Source organism: Pseudomonas abietaniphila, from assembly GCF_039697315.1.
Classification (GTDB): Bacteria; Pseudomonadota; Gammaproteobacteria; order Pseudomonadales; family Pseudomonadaceae; genus Aquipseudomonas; species Aquipseudomonas abietaniphila_B.
This window is the reverse complement of the sequence record NZ_CP155619.1, coordinates 6518023-6536950: the sequence shown is the minus strand read 5'-3', so window position 1 is coordinate 6536950 and position 18928 is coordinate 6518023. Positions and strand designations below refer to the sequence as shown.

Here is an 18928-nt window from a genome sequence, read left to right as displayed (position 1 = left end):
TCGCTGACGGGGGCTTTGCGGTTTAAGCGTGGCCTTGAATAAAACAACAAAAGAGGCGCAAAACATGACCGTGTTATTGAGTGAGCGCAGTCAGATTTTCAACCGTGCCGACGCCTACGCTGTCTCGGAGTACGTCAACCGGCACGTCGGCAATCATTGCATTTGCCTGCCCCCCAAAGGCCGGCCCGAGGCGAGCATCAACCATCGCACGTTCTCGAGCCTGGACTTGTGCCGCATCAGCTACGGTGCGCCCGTGCGGGTCACCTCAAGCGCGCTGGAAACCATCTATCACCTGCAGATCCTGCTTCAGGGTCACTGCCGGTCTTTGGCGCGCGGCAAGGAGCAGATCCTTCAGGCCGGGGAGATCCTGCTGATCAATCCGGATGACCCGGTAGACCTGACATACTCGGCGGACTGCGAAAAATTCATCGTCAAGTTGCCCGTGCGGTTGCTGGAAAACGCCTGCCTGGAGCAACACTGGACGCTGCCGGCGCCGGGCATACGGTTTGTCGCCGAACGTCCCCAGATGAACGCAATGAGCGGCTTTTTGCAGTTGCTGGGGTTGATTTGCCACGAGGCCGAGAACGCGGCAGAGGGGGAGGTTCAGGCGCTTTACGAGCGAATTGTCGCCACCAAACTGTTGGCGCTGATGACCACCAATGTACTGAAGGTCGCTCCGGGACCTGAAGAGGGCGGCGGTTTTGAACGGGTGCGTCAGTTCATCGAGGAACACCTGACGGAGGACATCGGCGTCGAACAGCTCACGGCCATCGCACGCGTCAGTGAACGCTCGCTGTATACGCTGTTCGAGCGTCAGGTCGGTCTATCGCCCAGGGATTACATGCGTCAGCGCAAACTGGAGCGAGTTCATGCCGAACTGCAGCTGGCCACGGCGCGCAGCGTCACGGAAGTCGCGCTCAATCACGGCTTTTTGCATTTGGGGCGCTTCTCTGAGGCGTATCGCAAGCGTTTCGGTGAGCTGCCTTCGCAGACCTGGCGTCGTCGGCGTCAGCAGGAAGGTGCGTGAGCTTGTGCTCAGTTCACGGTCTGTCATGCCGGTTATCGGCAGAGCGGGTTTTCGTGCGCAGGTCACGGTCATTCCAGTATTTCTGCATCTCGATAAAAAGGAACGAAGCCGTCCAGGTGATCAGCACCAGCCCCGTCAACGCCTCCAGCCCGGTCAGGAATTTCAGCGGCCCGACGGGTGTGATGTCACCAAAGCCTATGGTGGTGAAGGTGGTAAACGAGAAATACACCGAGTCCATGAAGCTGCCGTCGTAATTCCCGGTCAGTTGCCCGAGGTGTTCAGACGCATTCATCAGGTAATACCCCAGCGCGAAAATCCAGACCTCAATGGCGTGCGCCACCAGTGCGCCAAGCACGCCGAACACCATTCTGAAGCGGTGCCAGATGTTGAGTCTGGGCATCAGCCAGTTGAGCCGCATCAGGCATTCGTAATGAACGATGACGGCGGTGGTGATGATCAGCGTGTTGATCAGGGTGATCAGAATCATGGGAACGGTCTCCGGCAAGCCCTGAGTGTGCATCGCTTATCCAGAATGGGCTTGATAAAGATCACGTCTGTCAATGTGTGTCGCCACCCACGGCTTTTCTGATCTACATCAAACAGGGCAGTACAAGGCTCGTCACACTGGCTTCAGAGCGTGGAACGAAAGACGTTGTGCCTCGTTCACATCACCCTGTCTCCCTTGGAGGTGGCTATGGACGACGCTGCGCAACTTCTCCTGATCGCATCCTCCAAAATGCAACGCACGCCGGCGTTCGAGCGCGCGGTCTCACTGGCAGAAGCCTGCCACTGTGGATTGCGGATCGTAGCGGTGGATTACATCCGGGTCCTTGAAGTGCTTGGCTTTTTCAACCGGGACATACTGGCGACGTTGCGGGACAGTTACCTTTCGACTCATCGCCGGTGGCTGGAAGATGAAGCAGCTTACGAGCGCAAGCGCGGCCTGGATTGCAGCGTTCATGTGCTGTGGAGCGATCAGGTGGCCGACGAAATCAGAAACTGCCTGGCGTCGATGCAGCCTGCAATGCTGATCAAGGATGTACACCGTGAATCGGTGCTCAAGCGCGTATTTTCCACGCCCCTGGACTGGCATCTGCTGCAAGGATGTCAATGCCCGGTGCAGCTCGTGACGCCATCCCATCACGCGTTGCCACGCAAGATTGTTGCGGCGGTGAATCTTTACCGGGCCGAAGACGCCGATCTCCGTTTGAACGATGCGATTTTGCTGGAAGCCACCGAGCTGGGCCGACAGACCGGGGCCCGTGTGCATGCGCTGTATGTTTACGACTGGTCGGCGATTTACGCTGCAGGGATGCCCCGCCTGGGAATGCCCATCGAAAGCGGATTCGAGGAAGCGTTGAGTGACGCACACGAAGAGGCGTTCGTGCGGTTATGCGAAAGTCACGGAATCGACGACAGGCATCGTCACTTTCTGACAGGCACGCCGATTTCGACCATTAACGGTTTCGCCCGTCAGAATGATGTTGATCTGCTGGTGGTGGGAACGCTGCCTCGGCACAACCTGACCCGAATCATGGGTAATACCGCCGAGGTCTTGCTGGGTCATGCGCCATGTAGCGTGTTGATCGTGAAAGCGCGCAGCGCAGGGGACGATGTTTGATTCATAGCGGATGGCTGCCATGAGCACAGCCGTTGATGAGCAGCTTCAGGCGTTCAAGATCGAGGATTTCCACCGCACGGCCCGAGATCCTGACAATCGCATTGTCGCGCAGGTAGCCGATGGCCCGGCAGATGGTTTCCAGGCGCAGTCCCAGGTAGGAACCGATGTCCTCCCGCGTCATGCGTAACACGAATGCAATCGGTGAGTAGCCTCGATGCCTCATGCGGTTGGACAGATTGAGGAGGAACGCGGCCATTCGTTCTTCTGCGTTGAGATTGCCCATCAACAGCAGCATCTCATGGTCCCGGACGATTTCCTGGCTGAGAATGCGGTTGAGGTTATGTTGCAGAGACGGCAGCTCACGGGACAGCTTCTCCAGTTCGCTGAACTGAATCGGGCAGACCTCACTGTCTTCCAGAGCGACGGCATCACACACATGCCGGTCGTCGCTGATGGCATCGATCCCCAGCATCTCTCCGGCCATCTGAAACCCGGTCAGTTGCTCTCGGCCGTCCTCTGAGATGATCGTCGTTTTAAAAAAGCCGAAACGCACGGCATACAGAGAACGCAACGGGTCACCCGCGTGATACAGCGCGGCACCCTTTTTGATCTTGATTCGCTGCGGGATTATTTCAGAAAGGCGCGTGACATCGCCGGCGCTCATGCCTACCGACAGGCAAAGGTCACGAACAGTGCAATTGCAGCACACTGCCTTGCGCTGCATTTTCGGCGCGTTAATCGGTCGTGCTTCCATCGCGGTGTTCCTTGATTAGCAGGGCTAAGAAGGGTTTAACACAGGCGCAGCCGTGCAGCAGGCATTCTGGATCAATGGGGCATCGCCGATTCCGGCGCACGTTATAAGGGAACGACAGACCTGTTATATCCAGCCATCCGTTCGGAATGACTCACTCTCCCTGAACTCGACGTGTGTTCATAGGGATGGAAAAAGTGCCATCCACCCAGTGTCCTGTGCGCCCACAGGAAAATAGTGATCCAGGTCAACATTTCACGAGCGTGTCCTGACCTTCCATCGCCGGCTTGCGCCGGGTAGCACCTGCATCTTTCGAAAGACTCGCAGGCACGCATTCGCCTGACATAAATCAAGTCACCACAAGGCCCAGCGGTAATCATGCAGAGACCTGAATCCCGAGCCCTGCCGTTGGGGCTCGCTCTCTGTTGCTGCTTCTGGAGGTGTCAAATGGTCGACTCAGAACGCCTGATGCTACTTGCCTCGCCCATCATGCACAGAACACACGCGTTTGATCGAGCAGGCGCGCTGGCGAAGGCCATGGAGGCTCCGCTGCACATTGTCGCCTTCGATTATGTCGACGGCCTGGCGACGGCGGGCCTGGTGAATGAAAAGGCGCTGGCGGAAATGCGCGAGGGGTATGTCGAGCGTCATCGGCAGTGGCTGGAGGAACAGGCACAGAGCATTCGTCGAACGGGCGTGCAGGTCACCACTGAGGTGGTGTGGGTCATGCGTGCATTCACGGAAATCATGGTGCACATCCGTGAGCTCAACCCCTCGATGGTGATCAAGGACCTGGAGCATGAGTCATGGATAACCCGTGCCATGTTCACCTCTTTGGACCTGCGCCTGCTGCATGAATGCCCAATGCCCTTGCAGCTGGTGTCCCATGTGACTCACGCAAAACCGCGTAAGGTGCTGGCGGCGGTCGACCCGTTTCGCCCTGACGAGCAGTTCGATGATATCAACGGGGAAATCATCACCGTCGCGGAAAAACTGGCCGCCCAGTGTGGCGCTGAATTACACCTGCTCTACGCCTACGATCTGTCCTACGTTTTTGCTTCAGGGGGCTATGACGGCTTCTCTTCAGACCTGGCGCAACAGCTATATGACACCGATGCGACGGCCTTTCGCAAGCTGGTGGACCGATTTGGTGTTCCTCAGAGCCGGCAGCATCTGGTCATGGGTAACCCGGCCAGACAGATCGAAGCCCTGGTGCGATCAGAAGGGATCGATGTAGTTGTCATGGGAACGGTGCATCGCCGACACACCCTCAGGCTGCTGGGCAGTACCACCGAGCAAGTGGCGTATCACGCGCCCTGCAGTCTGTTGGCCGTAAAGCCGCATACCGCCGACGAGTAATGCAACGGGCTGGCGCCGCCAGGCAGGCGGCGCCTGTCTCGAGGCTTATGTCAGTTTCAGGCGGTACACCACCTGCGTGGCGTCGAGCGGATCGGTTCGGCATTCGAAACCAAGATCCTCCGCCAGTTGGTGCATGTGCGTGTTCGCTGAGCTGTCCATCGACATCATGTACTCGAATCCGCTGGCTTTTGCAGCGTCGATCAAGTGTTGCATCAATCTTTTAGCCAGTCCCTTGCGCTGCCATCTGTCGGCAACCACGACAGCCGATTCACATTGGCTGTCGCCAGATGCGGCCGCATAGCGCGCAACCCCGATTTCGATCAGTTGGCCACCTTCCATGGCGAGTGCGACATACGCCATGCGCAGCCGGTAATCGATATCCATCAACTGATTCATCAGCGGCTCACTGGGCTCCTTGATCGTGCTGAGGAAACGGAAGTGTCTTGATTGCGGCGAAAGATTTTTGATAAAGGCGAATTCCCTTTCACGGTCCTTGGCTTCCAGCGGACGAATCAGGATGTGCGTGCCGTCAGTCAACGGATCCACCCAGTGGCGGGTCCTCACGCTGGGCGATGGAGCCTCATGGTTTGATGCGGTGTGGGGCAGGGTCGTCATGTGGGTGTCCTCGATTTACCCGCCAGAAATGGGGGTGGCATCGTCTGTTTACGCCACCCATGTCCTTTGTTTCTGATCCAGATCAATATGGCCTGTCCGCACAGGGGGAGACTGACCATCGGTTAATAAGTCTTGCGAAAGGAGCAGTTGATGAACACCACGATGCAGGCAGCGGTCGTCGAATCGTTTGATAGGCCCTTGGTATTGCGACAACTGCAGATTCCGCAGCCTGGCGCAGGACAGATATTGGTGAGAACGGAAGCCTGCGGGGTCTGCCACACCGATCTGCATGCGGCGCGAGGGGATTGGCCGGTCAAACCCTCGCTACCGTTCGTACCCGGGCACGAAGGCATCGGGACAGTGGTTGCGATCGGGGCAGGGGTCACCAGCGTCCAGATGGGAGAACGCGTCGGCATGCCGTGGCTCTATTCGGCGTGTGGCCATTGTGAATACTGTCTCAGCGCACAAGAACCCGTGTGCGCCGAAGCGGAATTTGGCGGCTATACCCAGAATGGCGGATTTGCGGAGTACATCCTCGCGGACCCGGACTATGTCGCGCATATTCCTGCCGGGCTGGAAGCACGCGAAGCCGCTCCTATCATTTGCGCCGGCGTGACCTCCTATAAAGGTATCAAGGAAGCGTCGGTCAGACCGGGCCAGTGGATGGTGATATCCGGCGTGGGAGGGTTGGGGCATCTGGCTGTTCAATACGCCAAGGCCATGGGGCTACAGGTGTGTGCGGTGGATGTAGATGCCGAAAAACTGGCCCACGCGCAACGCCTGGGGGCCGACGCGATGGTCAACGCGCTGGATGATGGCGCCATCGAGGCCGTAAAGGCTGCGACGGGCGGAGGTGCCCATGGCGTGCTGATCACTGCGCCTTCGTTGAGTGCGTTCCGGCAAGGCGTCGCAATGACCCGCAAACACGGCACTTGTGTGCTGGTGGGATTGCCGCCGGGAGAGTTTCCGATGCCGCTGTTCGACGTCGTGGCCAACTGCATCACCGTTCGCGGTTCGTTCGTAGGCTCCCGCCAGGACATGGCCGAGGCACTGGCGTTCGCTGCGGCGGGGAAGGTCAAGGCAGATGTCGAACTGCAGCCGCTTTCCGCCATCAATGAGGTCTTGGAACGGCTTGAGCACGGCGGCGTTGCAAGCCGTATCGTGATCGAGTTTCCAGCCGCGACAGGGCGTTGAAGGTCAATGGCTTTATCTTCGCGGGCAGGGTTCGGCGCTGAGGCAGTGTTGGATGCTGTCCCGACAAAGCTTCAGATCGCCAACGATCACACGCCCGCGGGTGTGCCCGGGTCATCCGCGTGTGCATGGAGGGGAATGTCCATCACGGCATGCAGCCCGTGTGGCGACACATTCTCAAGCCGGATTTCACCCTCCAGGCGTACGGCGACGGCCTGCACGATGGTCAGGCCCAGTCCAACGCCCTGATCGTTGGCGCGACTGTAAAAGCGTTCGAAAAGCCTTTCACGCTCTGCTTCGTCGATACCCGGACCCTGATCGGTGACGGCCAACTGGAAGCGCTTCCCGGAGAACCGAAGGGTGACCGTGATCTGGCCTCCCGACGGCGAAAAATTCACGGCGTTGGTCACCAGGTTTTGCAAGGCGATGTCGATGGCGGAGACGTCTGTCTTGACGACGTACGCCTGCTCGCTGCATTCAAAGGAGAGTTCCAGGCCTCGGCTTAATACCCAGGGCGTCAGCTGCACCAGGCTGTCGCGAACCACTTTGACCAAATCGGTGCGCGTCGTATTCGGGAGCCCTGCATTGGGTTCCAGCCGAGCGATGGTCAACAGCTGATTGACCAGTCGTGTCGTGCGGTCAACGCCGACAATCAGGTAATTCAGAGACTCACGCCGCTGCGCTTCATTGTGGGCTTCCAGCACGTTTTGCGCATGCACGCGCAACACGGCCAGTGGCGTACGCATTTCGTGGGCGGCATCGGCGATGAACCGACGTTCACGGCTCAAGACATCCTGAATTTGCCCCAATAAGCGGTTAAGCGCGGCTTGCATGGGTTCGAGTTCACTGGGCAAAGGCGCCAGTTGAAGCGGCTCCAGAGAGCCAGGATGGCGGCCGCGCAAGATCGCGGCGAGGTTCGCTAGCGGTTTGAGGCCCCAGCCGATCGCCAGCCAGATGGCCGCCATCAGCAGCAGGCTTCCTATCAGGTTGGGCAGTACGGTGTGCCGCACGATGCGATTGACCAGGTCCGAACGCACATCGTCACGTTCTCCGACCCAGATCAGCAGATTGTGTTGTTCGTCCTTGAGGACGAATGTACGCCACTGATGTTTGCCCAGGTCATCGATATCACTGAACCCGGTGTACTGCGGGGCATGGGTGAGCGTAGGTGCGCTGGGCGTGTGGACCAGCAGATTGCCCTGCAAGTCCCACACCTGAAACGCAATCTTGCTCTCGTACGGATGCCCGTCGACTCTCGGGACCGCCTGTCCCAATGCCTGATTGAACGCTTGGTACAGTTGAGCATGCTCCTGGCGAGCGAGCGGCATGCGCATCACGCCCTGCAGCAACCGGGCGTTGGTGGCGAGTTGGGCGTCGTAGACCTCTGCGATTTCGTGATTGCTGTCGTGGACATTGGCCATTGTCAGGATCAGCAATCCGACGATGACCAAACCAAGTATCAGCGTCAGCGTACGCTGGCGAATCGAGGTCAAGGACGATCCTCCACCAGATAACCCACGCCGCGAACGGTGCGAATCAGCTCCGTGGAGAACTTCTTGCGCAGGTGATGGATGTGCACCTCCAGCGTATTGCTCTCGGCTTCTTCATTCCAGCCGTAGAGCAGCTGGATCAGGCGTTCGCGGGTCATCACCCTTCCCGGTGGCGACAGCAGTTCATACAGGAGCTGGTACTCCTTGGGCGTCAAGGACACTGGTTCGTTCTGGTAAGTCACCTGTTGGCTGGTCGGATCCAGGCTGATGCCCGCGTGTTCGATGACCACCCGGGCGCGACCGGCACTGCGCCGCAGCAATGCCCGCAACCTCGCCTTGAGTTCGGACAAGTCAAACGGCTTGATCAGGTAGTCGTCAGCGCCTGCGTCCAGCCCGGCGATGCGATCTTCGGTGGCATCGCGAGCGGTCAGGATCAACACGGGCAGAGCCGATCCGCTTTCGCGCAGTCGCTTCAGTACCGTCAAGCCGTCCAGCTTGGGCAAGCCGAGGTCGAGAATCGCGAGATCAAACCCTTCGCTCAGCAACGCATGCAGCGCGCTGGCTCCGTCCTTGACCCAATCGACGGTGTAACCCTCACGGCTCAATGCCTGGTGAATGCCTTCGCCCAATGCGACATCGTCTTCGATCAACAGCAAACGCATGACCGCTCCGTTATTTCAGTTTTTTGTTCACGTCGACCAGCAATAGCTGAATGTCCTTGCGTCGTCCACTGTCGGCCACTTCGCGGCCGGGGCGTGGGGCTGCTTGCAAGGCCTTTTCCAACGCCTCTTTGGCTTGAGCATAGTGCCCCTGACGAAACAGATGGTCGCCCCAGAAATACAGCGGGTCTATGCCGTTCGGGTTGATTTTTAAAGCCTGTTCCAACAGCGTCTGTGCTTTGTCTGCATCGCCAAAGCCGATGGGCCAGCCCGGCACCCGATCGTACAAAGCGGCCAGGCTTGCATACGCCGAACCCTGCAAGGCATTGGGGTCCAGGGTCATGGCTTTTTCCAGGTCGGCCTTGGCCTGCTTGACCTTGCTCAGCGCGCCCAGACCGCCTTGAGCACCTGCCCAACTGCTGGTGACGATCCCTGACCAGATCCAGGCTTCAGCGGCATTGGGGCGTTGCTGAGTGAAGGCCGATGATTCGGACGCCAGCTTTTCGAACGCCGCAACGCGCTGGTCTTCAGGCAACTGGTACTGGATGTGCGCCCATTCCTGTTGAATGGCAGACAGACGCTGTTGGTCGGGTGCATCCAGCGCCCAGGCAGGCACGCTCAAGAGTGCAAGCAGGGCAAGCAGTGTTTTTTTCATGGTTTGGGTTTCTCTTCAAAAGGCGTATTGCTGAGCTTGCGAATCAGCGGGAGGTGCTTGCGCAGGGAACGATCCACCACCGCAGGCAGAAGACCGTTGAGTCGCACGAAGAAACGTTCCGGCCAGCCCAGATACAGTTCGCGCTGATTGCCGACAATGGCGCTGACGACCGCAGCGGCGACGATCTGCGGATCGTCCTCGTTGCTTTTGAGGGCGGAGTTCAGGGCGCGTGCTGCGGGGCTGTTCATGGTCGTGCGGGTCGCGCGCGGGGCGACGTACAGCACCCCGACCCGCGTGTCCGCCAACTCACGGCGCAACGCCTCGGAAAACCCGCGCAAGGCGAATTTGCTGGCGCAGTATGTCGCATATCCGGCGTAGCCGATGGAGCCAAAGGTCGAGCCGACATTCACAACCATGGCGCGTTGTGCGTTGCGCAGCATCGGTAACATCAACCCGGTGAGCAAAATGGGCGCGTGGAGGTTGATGTTGAGCATCGCGTCGATTTCACGGCCCGGCAGTTGTTCCAGCATGGCGAAATGATTAACGCCGGCGGCATTGATCAGCAGGTTGATGCCTTCCATCGCCTGCGCGGTCATGAGCACATGCTGCCGGCCTTCGTGGGTGGTCAGGTCGGCTTTCACCCAGTGCAGCAGGTGGGGGTATTGCGCCTGCAAGGGCATCAGCGGCTCGCGATGACGAGAGACAGCCAGCACCTCTGCGCCATGGCTGCACAGCGCTTCGGCAATGGCCATGCCGATACCGCCGCTGGCACCGGTCAGGACCACCCTGGCTTCAGAGAGACGCATGGGTGGATTCCTTTTCAGGTTCTGTCGTCGCGGCGGGCAATTGCCTGAACATCTCGGTGTATAGCCCGTACACTACTTTTGAGGCCTTGATCACCGCTGCCCGGTCGTCCGGGTCTTCCAGGCGGTCCATCAGTTTGCGATAGGTTTCCATGTGGCCGACGTCGAGGCTGCCGTGGGAGCTGAGGTAACTGAACGCAGTGGATGGAAGGCCGAGGCGCTGCTGAATGCTGCCCGCAGCGTGTGTGGCCAGTGCGATGCTGGTGCCTTCGAGCACGTTGACCATGCCAAACAGGCCCACCGGATTACCCCGGGCAATCAGGTCGTAGAGGTAGGCGACCATCAGCTCGATAGGCAGGCCTGGCGCTCCGTCGCGCACCGCTTCGGCATCCGCACCGCAGGCCCGCAGGTCGTTGAGAACCCACTGCTCATGCCCGTACTCGTCTTCGATGTATTCGCAGACAGCACCGCGCAGCCACTCCAGGCGAGTGGGCAGCCGTGCGCCGCACGCCATCATCAATGGCACGGTGTGGCGAACGTGGTAATAGGCCTGCGCCAAAAATGCACGGTAACTGTCCAAAGTGACGTTTCCGGACAGAGCCTGCTGAATGATGGGCAGGTTGAACAGCGTCTCGCGTTCGGTACGTGTTTCGTCTTGCAGCGTCTGGAAAAAACTCATGATTGAACGTCCTCGGCTCGCGTGGGCTCGATGAAGTGATGTCGGTAATGCGCCAGGATGGCGTCGCGTTTCGGTCGCCCGTTCGCCGTGGCCATGCCGTTGCCCGTGGTGAACGGCTGCTCAAGCCGTGTCCAGCTGTGAACACGGGCGTAGTCGGGCAGGGCTTGATTCGCGAGGGCGACGGCGTCGGCGATCTGCAGGTCGGTGGTCTCGGGTCGGGCAGGCCAGAGCAGGGCGTGGTTGTGGGCCATGGCCTCGCCGTAGACGAACGCCTGAGCGATCCGACCCCGTTGGGTCAGTTCGGCCTCGACCCATTCGGGGTTGACGTTGCGCCCGTAGGCGGTGATGAACTGGTGTTTTTTACGTCCGTGCAGGTAGAGATAGCCGTTGGCGTCGAACTCACCGAGGTCGCCGCTCGGCCACCACTCGGGAACGCCATCGGTATCGCCCAGGTAGCCGAGCATGCCAGCGCCTGCAATCAGGACTTCGCCGTCCTCTGCCAGGCGGATCTGCACATGCGGGAGCGGCTGGCCGACGCTGCCGGGGTGATGCGCCCCGGGCCGGTTCAGCGCCACGACCGATGCACATTCGGAAAGCCCGTAGCCTTCGTAAACAGGAATGCCCACGGACTCGGCCCGCAGTAGCAATTCATGGGTGACCTTGGCGCCGCCCACAGCGATGAACCGCAACTCACTGGCATTGAACGCGCCGATTTCGCAAGCGCTGACCAACAGCAACAGCAGTTGCGGCACCAGAATCATGCTCTGCGGATTTCGCGTTTTCAGCGTGGAAAGCAGGCGAGGCAAGTCCACGCCGCTGGCGCCCTGAATGCCCACTGCGCGCTGACTGGGCACACTCAGCATGGCGCCTGCATACAGCGCGGCATAGCAGCCGATGTTTTCCAGCAGGATGGCCAGAGGCAGCAACGAAAGGTGATGACGAGGCTGTTGCGATTGACTGGCGCGATACAGTTCGCGGGCGACCGACAATACGCTTTGTGCGCTCAGACAGACGCCTTTGGGCGTGCCGGTGGTGCCCGACGTGAACGTGAGTTTCGCCGTGCCCACCGGGAGCGGAGAGGGCTGGGGCACCTGGCGAACCCAAAATCCTTCATGGCTCCTGAACCCCGCGTGTTCCAGCTCTTCCTCATAGTGCGATTCGGCAATCACCAGATCGGCCTGGCTTTGATCAAGGCAGTGGAGCCGCTGAGCGACGCTGAAAAACGGGGGCAGGGCAACGCAGGCGAGCCCTTCGAAAAGAATCGCCAGGTCCCAGATCAGCAGGTCGGGACCATTGTCGAGGGCTAGCGCGACCACCTTGGCGTCGAGGTCTTTCAGCACCTGCTGGCGCAACCGGATTTCGGCATCCAGCTCGGCATAGTCAAGTTTGAGATCATCGCCCCACAGGGCGTAGGCATGAGGCTGCTCAAGGGCGAGATCGGAGATCCGCAGGCGAAACGCGGTCAGTTCAGGCGACATGGCAGTTCTGCTCCAGGGTCAGGGGAAGGCCAAATCGCTCGAACACGCCGCTATGACTCAAATGCAGGAAGCCGGAGCGTATATCCCCGACGTGGACGTGGGGCTGGGTGTCGTAGTAGTTGCCCCATGCGTGTCGCTCCTCGCCCAGGCGCATCGGGTCTGCCGGGCACAAGGTGACGGGGCGCAGGCCAAGACGGTTGAAGCTGTTGACCAGCCCGGCATTGCCCGTAAACGCCACCCATTCCAGACCGCCCATCGCCAGTAACCAGGTGACCGTGATGATGCTCAATCGCGCGCTCCCCAGTGTGCTAGCGGCCAGGTTGCCCACCTCGACAATGCCCTGGCGGTCAACGGGTCTGGCCGCGTGAGCTTCTATGGCCCGTTCAATTGGCTCATCCAGGTAGTGCTCCAGAAACAGAGGGCCCGACATCGCTTTGCGCACACCTGCAACGGCACACAGCGTGCCCGCTTCATCGTTGAGCCCGAACAGTTCCGGCATGAAGTGGTTGATTTCGGCGTTGTGGGCTTTGTGAAAGCGCTGATGGATAAAGGCTTCGAACTCTGCGCGCAGCGGCTCCTGAACCAACGCGCGGCTAAGCGACAGTGTGGGGGCCGCGGCGTTGCCGAAGCTAAACGGTAAACAGATATTCCAGTCCAGACCCTGCATGGGCGAGGCTCCTCCCCAGTGGCGAATGGTGAGAAGTATCAGGGCCGATTCTTAATGAAGTCTGAAGGTGAGAAAAATGAATGGACCGGGCACCTTCAGATTTCCTTAAGGCAACTGCTGCACATTCCTCACGCCTTCAAGGCCTACCTGTGATCCAACTGACGAGTATTCGGCATGAATCCATCATCCCCCCGTTACGCGAAGCTCTCGATTTATATGCATTGGCTAATGCTCGCGCTGTTTGTGGGCGTGTACGCCTGCATCCAACTCAAAGGACTTGCGCAGCGCGGCAGCACGTTGCGTTCAGCTGCGCTTGGCTTTCACGGCCTGTTCGGTCTTTCCATCTTTGCACTGGTGTGGATTCGCCTGCTGGGCAGACTGATGAATAAAGCCCCCGCCATCAGCCCGACGCCGCCCGCCTGGCAGACCGGGTTGTCGCATGCGATGCACGCAGCGCTTTATGCGCTGATGATCGTCACGCCCGTCCTCGCGTGGTTGATGTTGGCGGCGGGGGGCAAACCGATGCCTTATTTCGAGTTCTTCATGCCTGCGCCTATCACCCTGGATCCGGCACTTGCGAAGCAGATCAAGGGATGGCACGAGTGGCTGGGCAATCTCGGTTACTGGCTGATCGGCCTGCATGCTGCCGCCGGGTTGTTCCATCACTATTACGTACGGGACAACACCCTCAGACGTATGCTGCCGCGCTAGGCTTGGTCAGGCGTACTTCCGTTTGGAAAGACGTGTGCGGTTGTCTGCGGGGAAAGCTGAAGGACCCAAGACTTCGAGCTTGGCTTCATCTCTACAGGCGCCACGCCGTTTCAGAAATATGCACGACACCGTCGAAAATCAGCCGGGTGGTGCGTACCAGCCCGCAACCGATAACCCGCCCGAGATGCAGACGTAGCCGCACGCTGAACTCACCAGTCGGGTGTTCGACCGATAACTGCTGCGTATCCGCCGAGGTGACGTTCGCCAGGCCATCCGTCACAGTCCCCTCGATCAGGCAGGCCGAGGCGACACTGACGGCGCCGAATACACCAATAGACGTGTGGCATTTGTGGGGAATGAAGCTACGGCTGCAAATGGCACCGCCGTTGACGGCCGGCGCAACGAGAACGATTTTCGGGATGGTGCGCTGGCTGACGTCGCCGAGATTCATCAGCACGCCAGCCTGCAACCGGATCGACTCCATTCTGTGCTTGATGTCGGTATTGGCATCCAGGTCAATGCAACGTTCATAGCCTGTGCAACCCAGGTCGCTCGCGCGAATAATCACCACGGGCATGCCGTTGTCGATACACGTCACTTCAACACCGTCAATGCGGTCAGACGCACTTCCCGTAGGCAACAGTGCTCCGCAAGTGGAGCCGGCGATGTCCTCGAATTCGACGACGACGGCTGCGGAAGTGCCCGGCACACCGTCGATGCTGACATCCCCTGAGTAGCGCACGTTGCCCCCGGGGGTTTCGACGATGGCCGTCGCCGTCTGGCCTGTGTTCTCCATGTGGATTCTGATCGAGGTTCTATCCTCCTGGGCGGTGACGAGCCCTCGCTCCACAGCAAATGGGCCGACACCGGCCAGAATGTTCCCGCAGTTCTGGCCGTAATCCACACGAGGCTCGTTGACGACAACCTGAGCGAACAGGTAGTCGACATCAACGCCGGGGCGACTGGATTTTCTGATGATGCCGACTTTGCTGGTCAATGAGTCTGCACCACCCAAGCCGTCGATTTGCCGTGGGTCCGGCGAACCCATCGCGGCGAGCAGGACCCGATCGCGGAGTTCGCCCTCGGCAGGTAAGTCGTCTGCCAGAAAATACGCGGCCTTCGATGTGCCACCGCGCATCAAGAGGCAAGGAATACGAGACGGCACCACGGGTCAATCCTCCACGTCTTCAAGTCTGTCGAAATACCGCAGCCCCTTCTCCTGCAAACGCGCGCGCATGGCATAGATATCAAGACCCAGTTCGCCTGCGGCCAGGCGAAGGCGTTTCTGTTCCTCAAGGTCGGCGCGCTTGCGACTGGCCTCGATCACGCGCTGCAGCTCATCGTGCCGTACCACGACGACGCCGTCATCATCGGCTAGCACGATATCGCCGGGATTGACCAGTTGGCCGGCACACAGCACCGGAACATTCACCGAACCTAACGTTTCTTTGATCGTACCCTGCGCGTACACAGCGCGGGACCAGACAGGGAACCCCATTTCTCGTAGCGTGGCGGTGTCCCGAACGCCGGCGTTGAGGATCAACCCGCGGACCCCGCGAGCCTGGAGGGATGTGGCGAGGAGGTCCCCGAAATAACCATCGGTGCAGGGTGAGGTGGGTGCAACCACCAGGACATCGCCCGGTCGAGCCTGTTCGACGGCCACATGGAACATCCAGTTATCACCTGGCGCCACCATGACAGTCACCGCCGAACCGCTCATGACGACACCTTGCTGGATCGGGCGAATGCCGGAAGCGAGCAACCCCTTGCGGCCCTGCGCTTCATGAACCGTCGCCACCCCGTAGCGCGGAAGCTCGTCGATCAGTCGGCTGTCGGCGCGCTTGATGTTGCGCACGACGATTCCGGTTTTGCCTACCAGGTGGCTCATCCCAGATTCTCCGTCACGCGCGGAAAGATGCTCTGATAACCCTCGCCGTAGAGGATGTCCCGAGTGGCGGTAATGCCAATGTTGCGCTTGGCCTGAACACCACGTTGCAGGGCCACCCTTGTGTAGTACTCCCACAAGTGTTCCTGACCGGCCATGCACTGGATCGCTGCGTACTTTTTGTCCCACACGGACGTGATGTCCAGCAGCACGTCCGGCCGCCATTCGCACTGTTCGGGTTGGTGCGGCTCGAAACTGTAGACGGGTGGGGCGCCCACGATCTTCTGGCCCGGCTTGTAGCCTTCGGCCTGAGCGATGATGCGTGCTTCCTGGGCCAGATGGACAGCCAGTGGATGGTCGTAGTTGTAAGGGTCCTTGAGGGAGTGGCTAAGGACGAACTCGGGTTGCACGCGGCGGAAGACATCTGCAAGACGGAACAGGGTTTGCTTGTCTGCGCGCATCGGGTAATCGCCGATGTCGAAGAACTCAACGCTTGCGCCGAGGATATCCGCCGCTGCCTGGGCTTCTTGACGACGCGCCGCCTTGACCGTGTCCTCATCCATGTGTGGGCCTTTTCGCCATAGCTTGGCCGACTCACCGCGTTCACCGAACGAAAGGCAGACGATATGCATGTCGTAACCCTGGGCCGCATGCAGTGCGATGGCGCCGCCTGCGCGCCATACGAAATCTGCCGAATGTGCGCTGACGACCAGACCGCTTTTTTTGATGGGGTGATTCATGGTGGGACGACTCCCTTATTGATTTCCATGAATCCTGACAGGCTTGCCTTGGCAGGAGTAATGCGTAAGGCTTGGGCACGCATACCTTTTATTTATAAGAAGGCTTTGAAGCGCTCATGGCAACATCACCGTTATTGCACTTGATGCAGGTTCGCGCGTTCATCCGGATTGCGGAGCACGGCAGCGTGTCACGAGCCTCAGACGCATTGCTGCGGGCGCAGTCGGTGGTCACGCGCTCCATCCGTGACCTTGAAGCCAGTCTCGATGTCCCCCTATTCGAACGACACGCCAGTGGCATGCTGCTGACGCCTTATGGCAAGGCCATCCTGCCGAGGGCGAGGAGGGTTATGAGCGAGCTGGAATCGATTCCCGCCATGCTCGGTCATGCGCCCCACGAACCACTCTACCTGCTGCACACCCGTCGGTTGCAGATATTCGTCAAGCTTTGCGAAACCCAGCACATGCAAACGGTGGCGCGCTCGTTCGACCTCACCCAGCCCGCTATCAGCGCCGCGCTCAAAGTCCTGGAGGACGGCGCAGGCAAGACCTTGTTCGAGCGAACCGCACGGGGTTTGCAGCCTACACGTGCCAGCCAGGAGATCCTCTATCCTGTGCGCCGCGCCCTGAATGACTTACGCCATATCCGGGCCGATGTCGCAGCCATCAAAGGTTCGTTGCAGGGAGTGGTAACGGTGGGCGCGCTGCCGTTGGGACGCACGCGAATCCTGCCGGAGGCGATCGTGCGCCTCCTCGCCGACCACCCTCATGTGCAGGTGGCCACCAATGAAAGTCCTTTCAATTTACTGGCACTGGAGTTGCGCGCGGGCGATGTGGATTTCGTTTTTGGCGCCCTCAGGGCTCAGGACTATGCCACCGACCTGCACGGAGAAAAACTGTTGACCGAAGAGATGGTGATCCTCGGCAGAAGAGGTCATCCGTGGCTGGAGCGCCGCGTCACGATGGATGACCTGGATACCGCCCGATGGGTCATGCCGCGCGCGGACACGCCTGCTCGCCTGCTCCTTGATGCCCATTTCGCATCGCTGCACCGCGCTCCACCCGAACCGGTTGTTGAAACAGGCGACATGGCGATCATCAGAGGACTGCTGATGCGTTCGGACATGTTGGCGATCGTGTCAGAGCATCAGCTGGAGTACGAACTGGCCTCGGGTGAGCTGCAGCGTCTGAATCTGCAGCTGGAGCAGACCCATCGGGCCATTGGCTTGATCTACCGAACCCATGGCTTGCATTCACCGGCAGCGCAGGTGCTCATCGAGAAAATACGGCAGGTCGCACAGGACATTGCCAGCGGCCGTCATGAAGACGTGCCAGGTGGCTTGCCAGCCACCGAATAGGTGACCTGCTGGTTCCGCGTCTTCTGGAACGCCTCCAGGGTCAGCCCCTTCATGGCGGAATAGATGTGCAGGTTGGACACACCCACCACAGCGCCCAACTTCTCCAGCAGAAAAAAGATCGCACCGTAGTGGATCAGCCCTCGCCAGTCCCGCGACTGCACAAGCCGCGCTTCCTGCTCAGACAGCGCGTGCTCCTCAAACAGGGCCTGTGGCTGAGCCAGAAAGCGTTCGCGCCAGGCCGGGTCGATCAGGCGGTGTAGAAAACGGTTGAGACGATAAGCCTTATGGCTGCGTTCGAGGGTAAAAGGGTAAGTGCCTTCAAGTCGCTCAATGCCCGCCAACTGGTGGTTGATGTGGTCGCGGTGGCGCTCATGCACGTTCATCGGCGCTGTGCCTGCCCGATTCTCGAGCAGCAGGGTGGCAATGCCTGTCATTGAGGGCAGATAGTAATCCTTATGCAGCGTCGTGACATTGGCCGACAGCGCGCCTCGCATGATCAGCCAGGTGATGACCTCGGCGCCTTCCATGCCGCCGAGCTCCGCATACTCGGCGAGCGTGATTTCAGTGAGGCGCTGGGGGGCATTGACGAAGAGGTCAAGAAATCGCGCGTCCCATTCAGGGTTGTTGAACCCGCATCGCTCGCCGTGGACCTGATGGGATACGCCCCCGGTGGCGACGATCGCAACGTCGAGTTCGTCGGGATAGCTCTCGATCGCACGGCGCAATGCTTTCCCAAGGTTGTAACAGCGTTTGGCGCTGGGCATCGGGAACTGCAACACACCGACCTGAAGAGGAACCACCTCAACCGGCCAGCCGTCCTTGAAAGGCATGAGCGCTGACATTGGGGAGAACAATCCATGATCGATCGGCTTGTCGCGGAAAAACGACATGTCGAACTCATCCGCCATGAGGCTGTTGCCGATGTGCCGAGACAGCGCCGCGTGTCCACCGATGGCAGGCAGGTCCCGTTTGCCACCCCCTTCGTCGGCCACCTCATAACGATCGTCCACGCCCAGCGCAAACGCGGAATAGTGATCGAAGAAGAATGAGGTGATGTGATCGTTGAAGATGTAGAACAACACGTCTGGCTGCTTTTGCTCCAGCCACGTTTTGATCGGCTTGAAACTTTGGAAGATCGGCGCCCAGGCAGCTTCCTCTTGCTTTTCATGGTCAACGGCAAAGCCAATGGTGGGTGTGTGCGAGACGGCCAGTCCGCCGATAATTCGCGCCATGTTCATGTCT

At 59.6% G+C, this 18928-nt stretch carries 20 protein-coding genes; 6 read left to right on the top strand and 14 right to left on the bottom strand.

The genetic code is table 11. The features are described from left to right. Positions 1 to 64 precede the first annotated feature (64 nt). Positions 65 to 1027, top strand: coding sequence for a helix-turn-helix domain-containing protein (locus ABDX87_RS28975; protein ID WP_346830968.1), 963 nt, complete (start codon positions 65 to 67; stop codon positions 1025 to 1027). Between the two features lie 13 nt (positions 1028 to 1040). Here ABDX87_RS28975 and ABDX87_RS28970 read toward each other — a convergent pair whose 3' ends face one another. After that, positions 1041 to 1514 carry a potassium channel family protein gene (locus ABDX87_RS28970; protein WP_346830967.1) on the bottom strand — a complete coding sequence of 158 codons (474 nt, stop codon included), beginning with the start codon at positions 1512 to 1514 and terminating at the stop codon, positions 1041 to 1043. A gap of 207 nt (positions 1515 to 1721) precedes the next feature. Between ABDX87_RS28970 and ABDX87_RS28965 the strand changes: the two genes are divergently transcribed. After that, positions 1722 to 2648, top strand: a complete 927-nt coding sequence (locus tag ABDX87_RS28965; protein WP_346830966.1) for a universal stress protein — start codon at positions 1722 to 1724, stop codon at positions 2646 to 2648. Between the two features lies 1 nt (position 2649). Here ABDX87_RS28965 and fnr read toward each other — a convergent pair whose 3' ends face one another. Next, the gene (fnr, locus tag ABDX87_RS28960; RefSeq protein ID WP_346830965.1) at positions 2650 to 3402 is read right to left on the bottom strand and encodes a fumarate/nitrate reduction transcriptional regulator Fnr; all 753 of its coding nucleotides are present in this window, start codon (positions 3400 to 3402) and stop codon (positions 2650 to 2652) included. Positions 3403 to 3846: 444 nt separating this feature from the next. On the opposite strand from fnr, the gene ABDX87_RS28955 reads away from it, so the two are divergent. After that, positions 3847 to 4758, top strand: a complete 912-nt coding sequence (locus tag ABDX87_RS28955) for a universal stress protein (RefSeq protein ID WP_346830964.1) — start codon at positions 3847 to 3849, stop codon at positions 4756 to 4758. Between the two features lie 45 nt (positions 4759 to 4803). On the opposite strand, the gene ABDX87_RS28950 is transcribed toward ABDX87_RS28955, so the two are convergent. Continuing rightward, entirely contained in the window at positions 4804 to 5373 is a 570-nt protein-coding gene (locus ABDX87_RS28950; RefSeq protein ID WP_346830963.1) for a GNAT family N-acetyltransferase, read from the bottom strand. Positions 5374 to 5523: 150 nt separating this feature from the next. Here ABDX87_RS28950 and ABDX87_RS28945 point away from each other — a divergent pair, with 150 nt between their 5' ends. Next, positions 5524 to 6567: a zinc-dependent alcohol dehydrogenase gene (locus tag ABDX87_RS28945; RefSeq protein WP_346830962.1), complete on the top strand. Its 1044-nt coding sequence runs from the start codon at positions 5524 to 5526 to the stop codon at positions 6565 to 6567. 86 nt (positions 6568 to 6653) lie between these two features. Here the strand turns inward: ABDX87_RS28945 and ABDX87_RS28940 are convergent, their stop codons facing one another. From ABDX87_RS28940 to ABDX87_RS28910, 7 genes are read right to left on the bottom strand one after another with little or no spacing between them, the layout of a single operon-like run. Then, positions 6654 to 8057 carry an ATP-binding protein gene (locus ABDX87_RS28940; RefSeq protein WP_346830961.1) on the bottom strand — a complete coding sequence of 468 codons (1404 nt, stop codon included), beginning with the start codon at positions 8055 to 8057 and terminating at the stop codon, positions 6654 to 6656. Continuing rightward, on the bottom strand, positions 8054 to 8716 hold the full coding sequence (locus tag ABDX87_RS28935; protein WP_346830960.1) for a response regulator: 663 nt from the start codon (positions 8714 to 8716) through the stop codon (positions 8054 to 8056). Before ABDX87_RS28935 ends, ABDX87_RS28940 begins: the two co-directional genes overlap by 4 nt. A gap of 10 nt (positions 8717 to 8726) precedes the next feature. Next, on the bottom strand, positions 8727 to 9368 hold the full coding sequence (locus ABDX87_RS28930) for a tetratricopeptide repeat protein (RefSeq protein WP_346830959.1): 642 nt from the start codon (positions 9366 to 9368) through the stop codon (positions 8727 to 8729). After that, on the bottom strand, positions 9365 to 10174 hold the full coding sequence (locus ABDX87_RS28925; RefSeq protein WP_346830958.1) for an SDR family oxidoreductase: 810 nt from the start codon (positions 10172 to 10174) through the stop codon (positions 9365 to 9367). The genes ABDX87_RS28930 and ABDX87_RS28925 overlap by 4 nt, the downstream gene beginning before the upstream one ends. Then, on the bottom strand, positions 10161 to 10850 hold the full coding sequence (locus ABDX87_RS28920) for a TenA family transcriptional regulator (protein WP_346830957.1): 690 nt from the start codon (positions 10848 to 10850) through the stop codon (positions 10161 to 10163). Before ABDX87_RS28920 ends, ABDX87_RS28925 begins: the two co-directional genes overlap by 14 nt. After that, positions 10847 to 12328, bottom strand: a complete 1482-nt coding sequence (locus ABDX87_RS28915) for an AMP-binding protein (RefSeq protein ID WP_346830956.1) — start codon at positions 12326 to 12328, stop codon at positions 10847 to 10849. Before ABDX87_RS28915 ends, ABDX87_RS28920 begins: the two co-directional genes overlap by 4 nt. Continuing rightward, positions 12318 to 12995: a thermostable hemolysin gene (locus tag ABDX87_RS28910; RefSeq protein WP_346830955.1), complete on the bottom strand. Its 678-nt coding sequence runs from the start codon at positions 12993 to 12995 to the stop codon at positions 12318 to 12320. Before ABDX87_RS28910 ends, ABDX87_RS28915 begins: the two co-directional genes overlap by 11 nt. A 174-nt stretch (positions 12996 to 13169) precedes the next feature. On the opposite strand from ABDX87_RS28910, the gene ABDX87_RS28905 reads away from it, so the two are divergent. Next, entirely contained in the window at positions 13170 to 13706 is a 537-nt protein-coding gene (locus ABDX87_RS28905; RefSeq protein WP_346830954.1) for a cytochrome b, read from the top strand. Positions 13707 to 13797: 91 nt separating this feature from the next. Here ABDX87_RS28905 and ABDX87_RS28900 read toward each other — a convergent pair whose 3' ends face one another. From ABDX87_RS28900 to galB, 3 genes are read right to left on the bottom strand one after another with little or no spacing between them, the layout of a single operon-like run. Then, the gene (locus ABDX87_RS28900; RefSeq protein WP_346830953.1) at positions 13798 to 14874 is read right to left on the bottom strand and encodes a 4-oxalomesaconate tautomerase; all 1077 of its coding nucleotides are present in this window, start codon (positions 14872 to 14874) and stop codon (positions 13798 to 13800) included. A 3-nt stretch (positions 14875 to 14877) separates the two neighbouring features. Next, positions 14878 to 15594, bottom strand: a complete 717-nt coding sequence (locus tag ABDX87_RS28895) for a 4-carboxy-4-hydroxy-2-oxoadipate aldolase/oxaloacetate decarboxylase (RefSeq protein WP_346830952.1) — start codon at positions 15592 to 15594, stop codon at positions 14878 to 14880. Beyond that, the gene (galB, locus tag ABDX87_RS28890; RefSeq protein ID WP_346830951.1) at positions 15591 to 16331 is read right to left on the bottom strand and encodes a 4-oxalmesaconate hydratase; all 741 of its coding nucleotides are present in this window, start codon (positions 16329 to 16331) and stop codon (positions 15591 to 15593) included. Before galB ends, ABDX87_RS28895 begins: the two co-directional genes overlap by 4 nt. Before the next feature lie 116 nt (positions 16332 to 16447). Here galB and ABDX87_RS28885 point away from each other — a divergent pair, with 116 nt between their 5' ends. Continuing rightward, the gene (locus tag ABDX87_RS28885) at positions 16448 to 17686 is read left to right on the top strand and encodes a LysR family transcriptional regulator (RefSeq protein WP_346830950.1); all 1239 of its coding nucleotides are present in this window, start codon (positions 16448 to 16450) and stop codon (positions 17684 to 17686) included. Here the strand turns inward: ABDX87_RS28885 and ABDX87_RS28880 are convergent. Beyond that, positions 17647 to 18918: a gallate dioxygenase gene (locus tag ABDX87_RS28880; RefSeq protein WP_346830949.1), complete on the bottom strand. Its 1272-nt coding sequence runs from the start codon at positions 18916 to 18918 to the stop codon at positions 17647 to 17649. The genes ABDX87_RS28885 and ABDX87_RS28880 overlap by 40 nt on opposite strands. Positions 18919 to 18928: the final 10 nt, after the last annotated feature.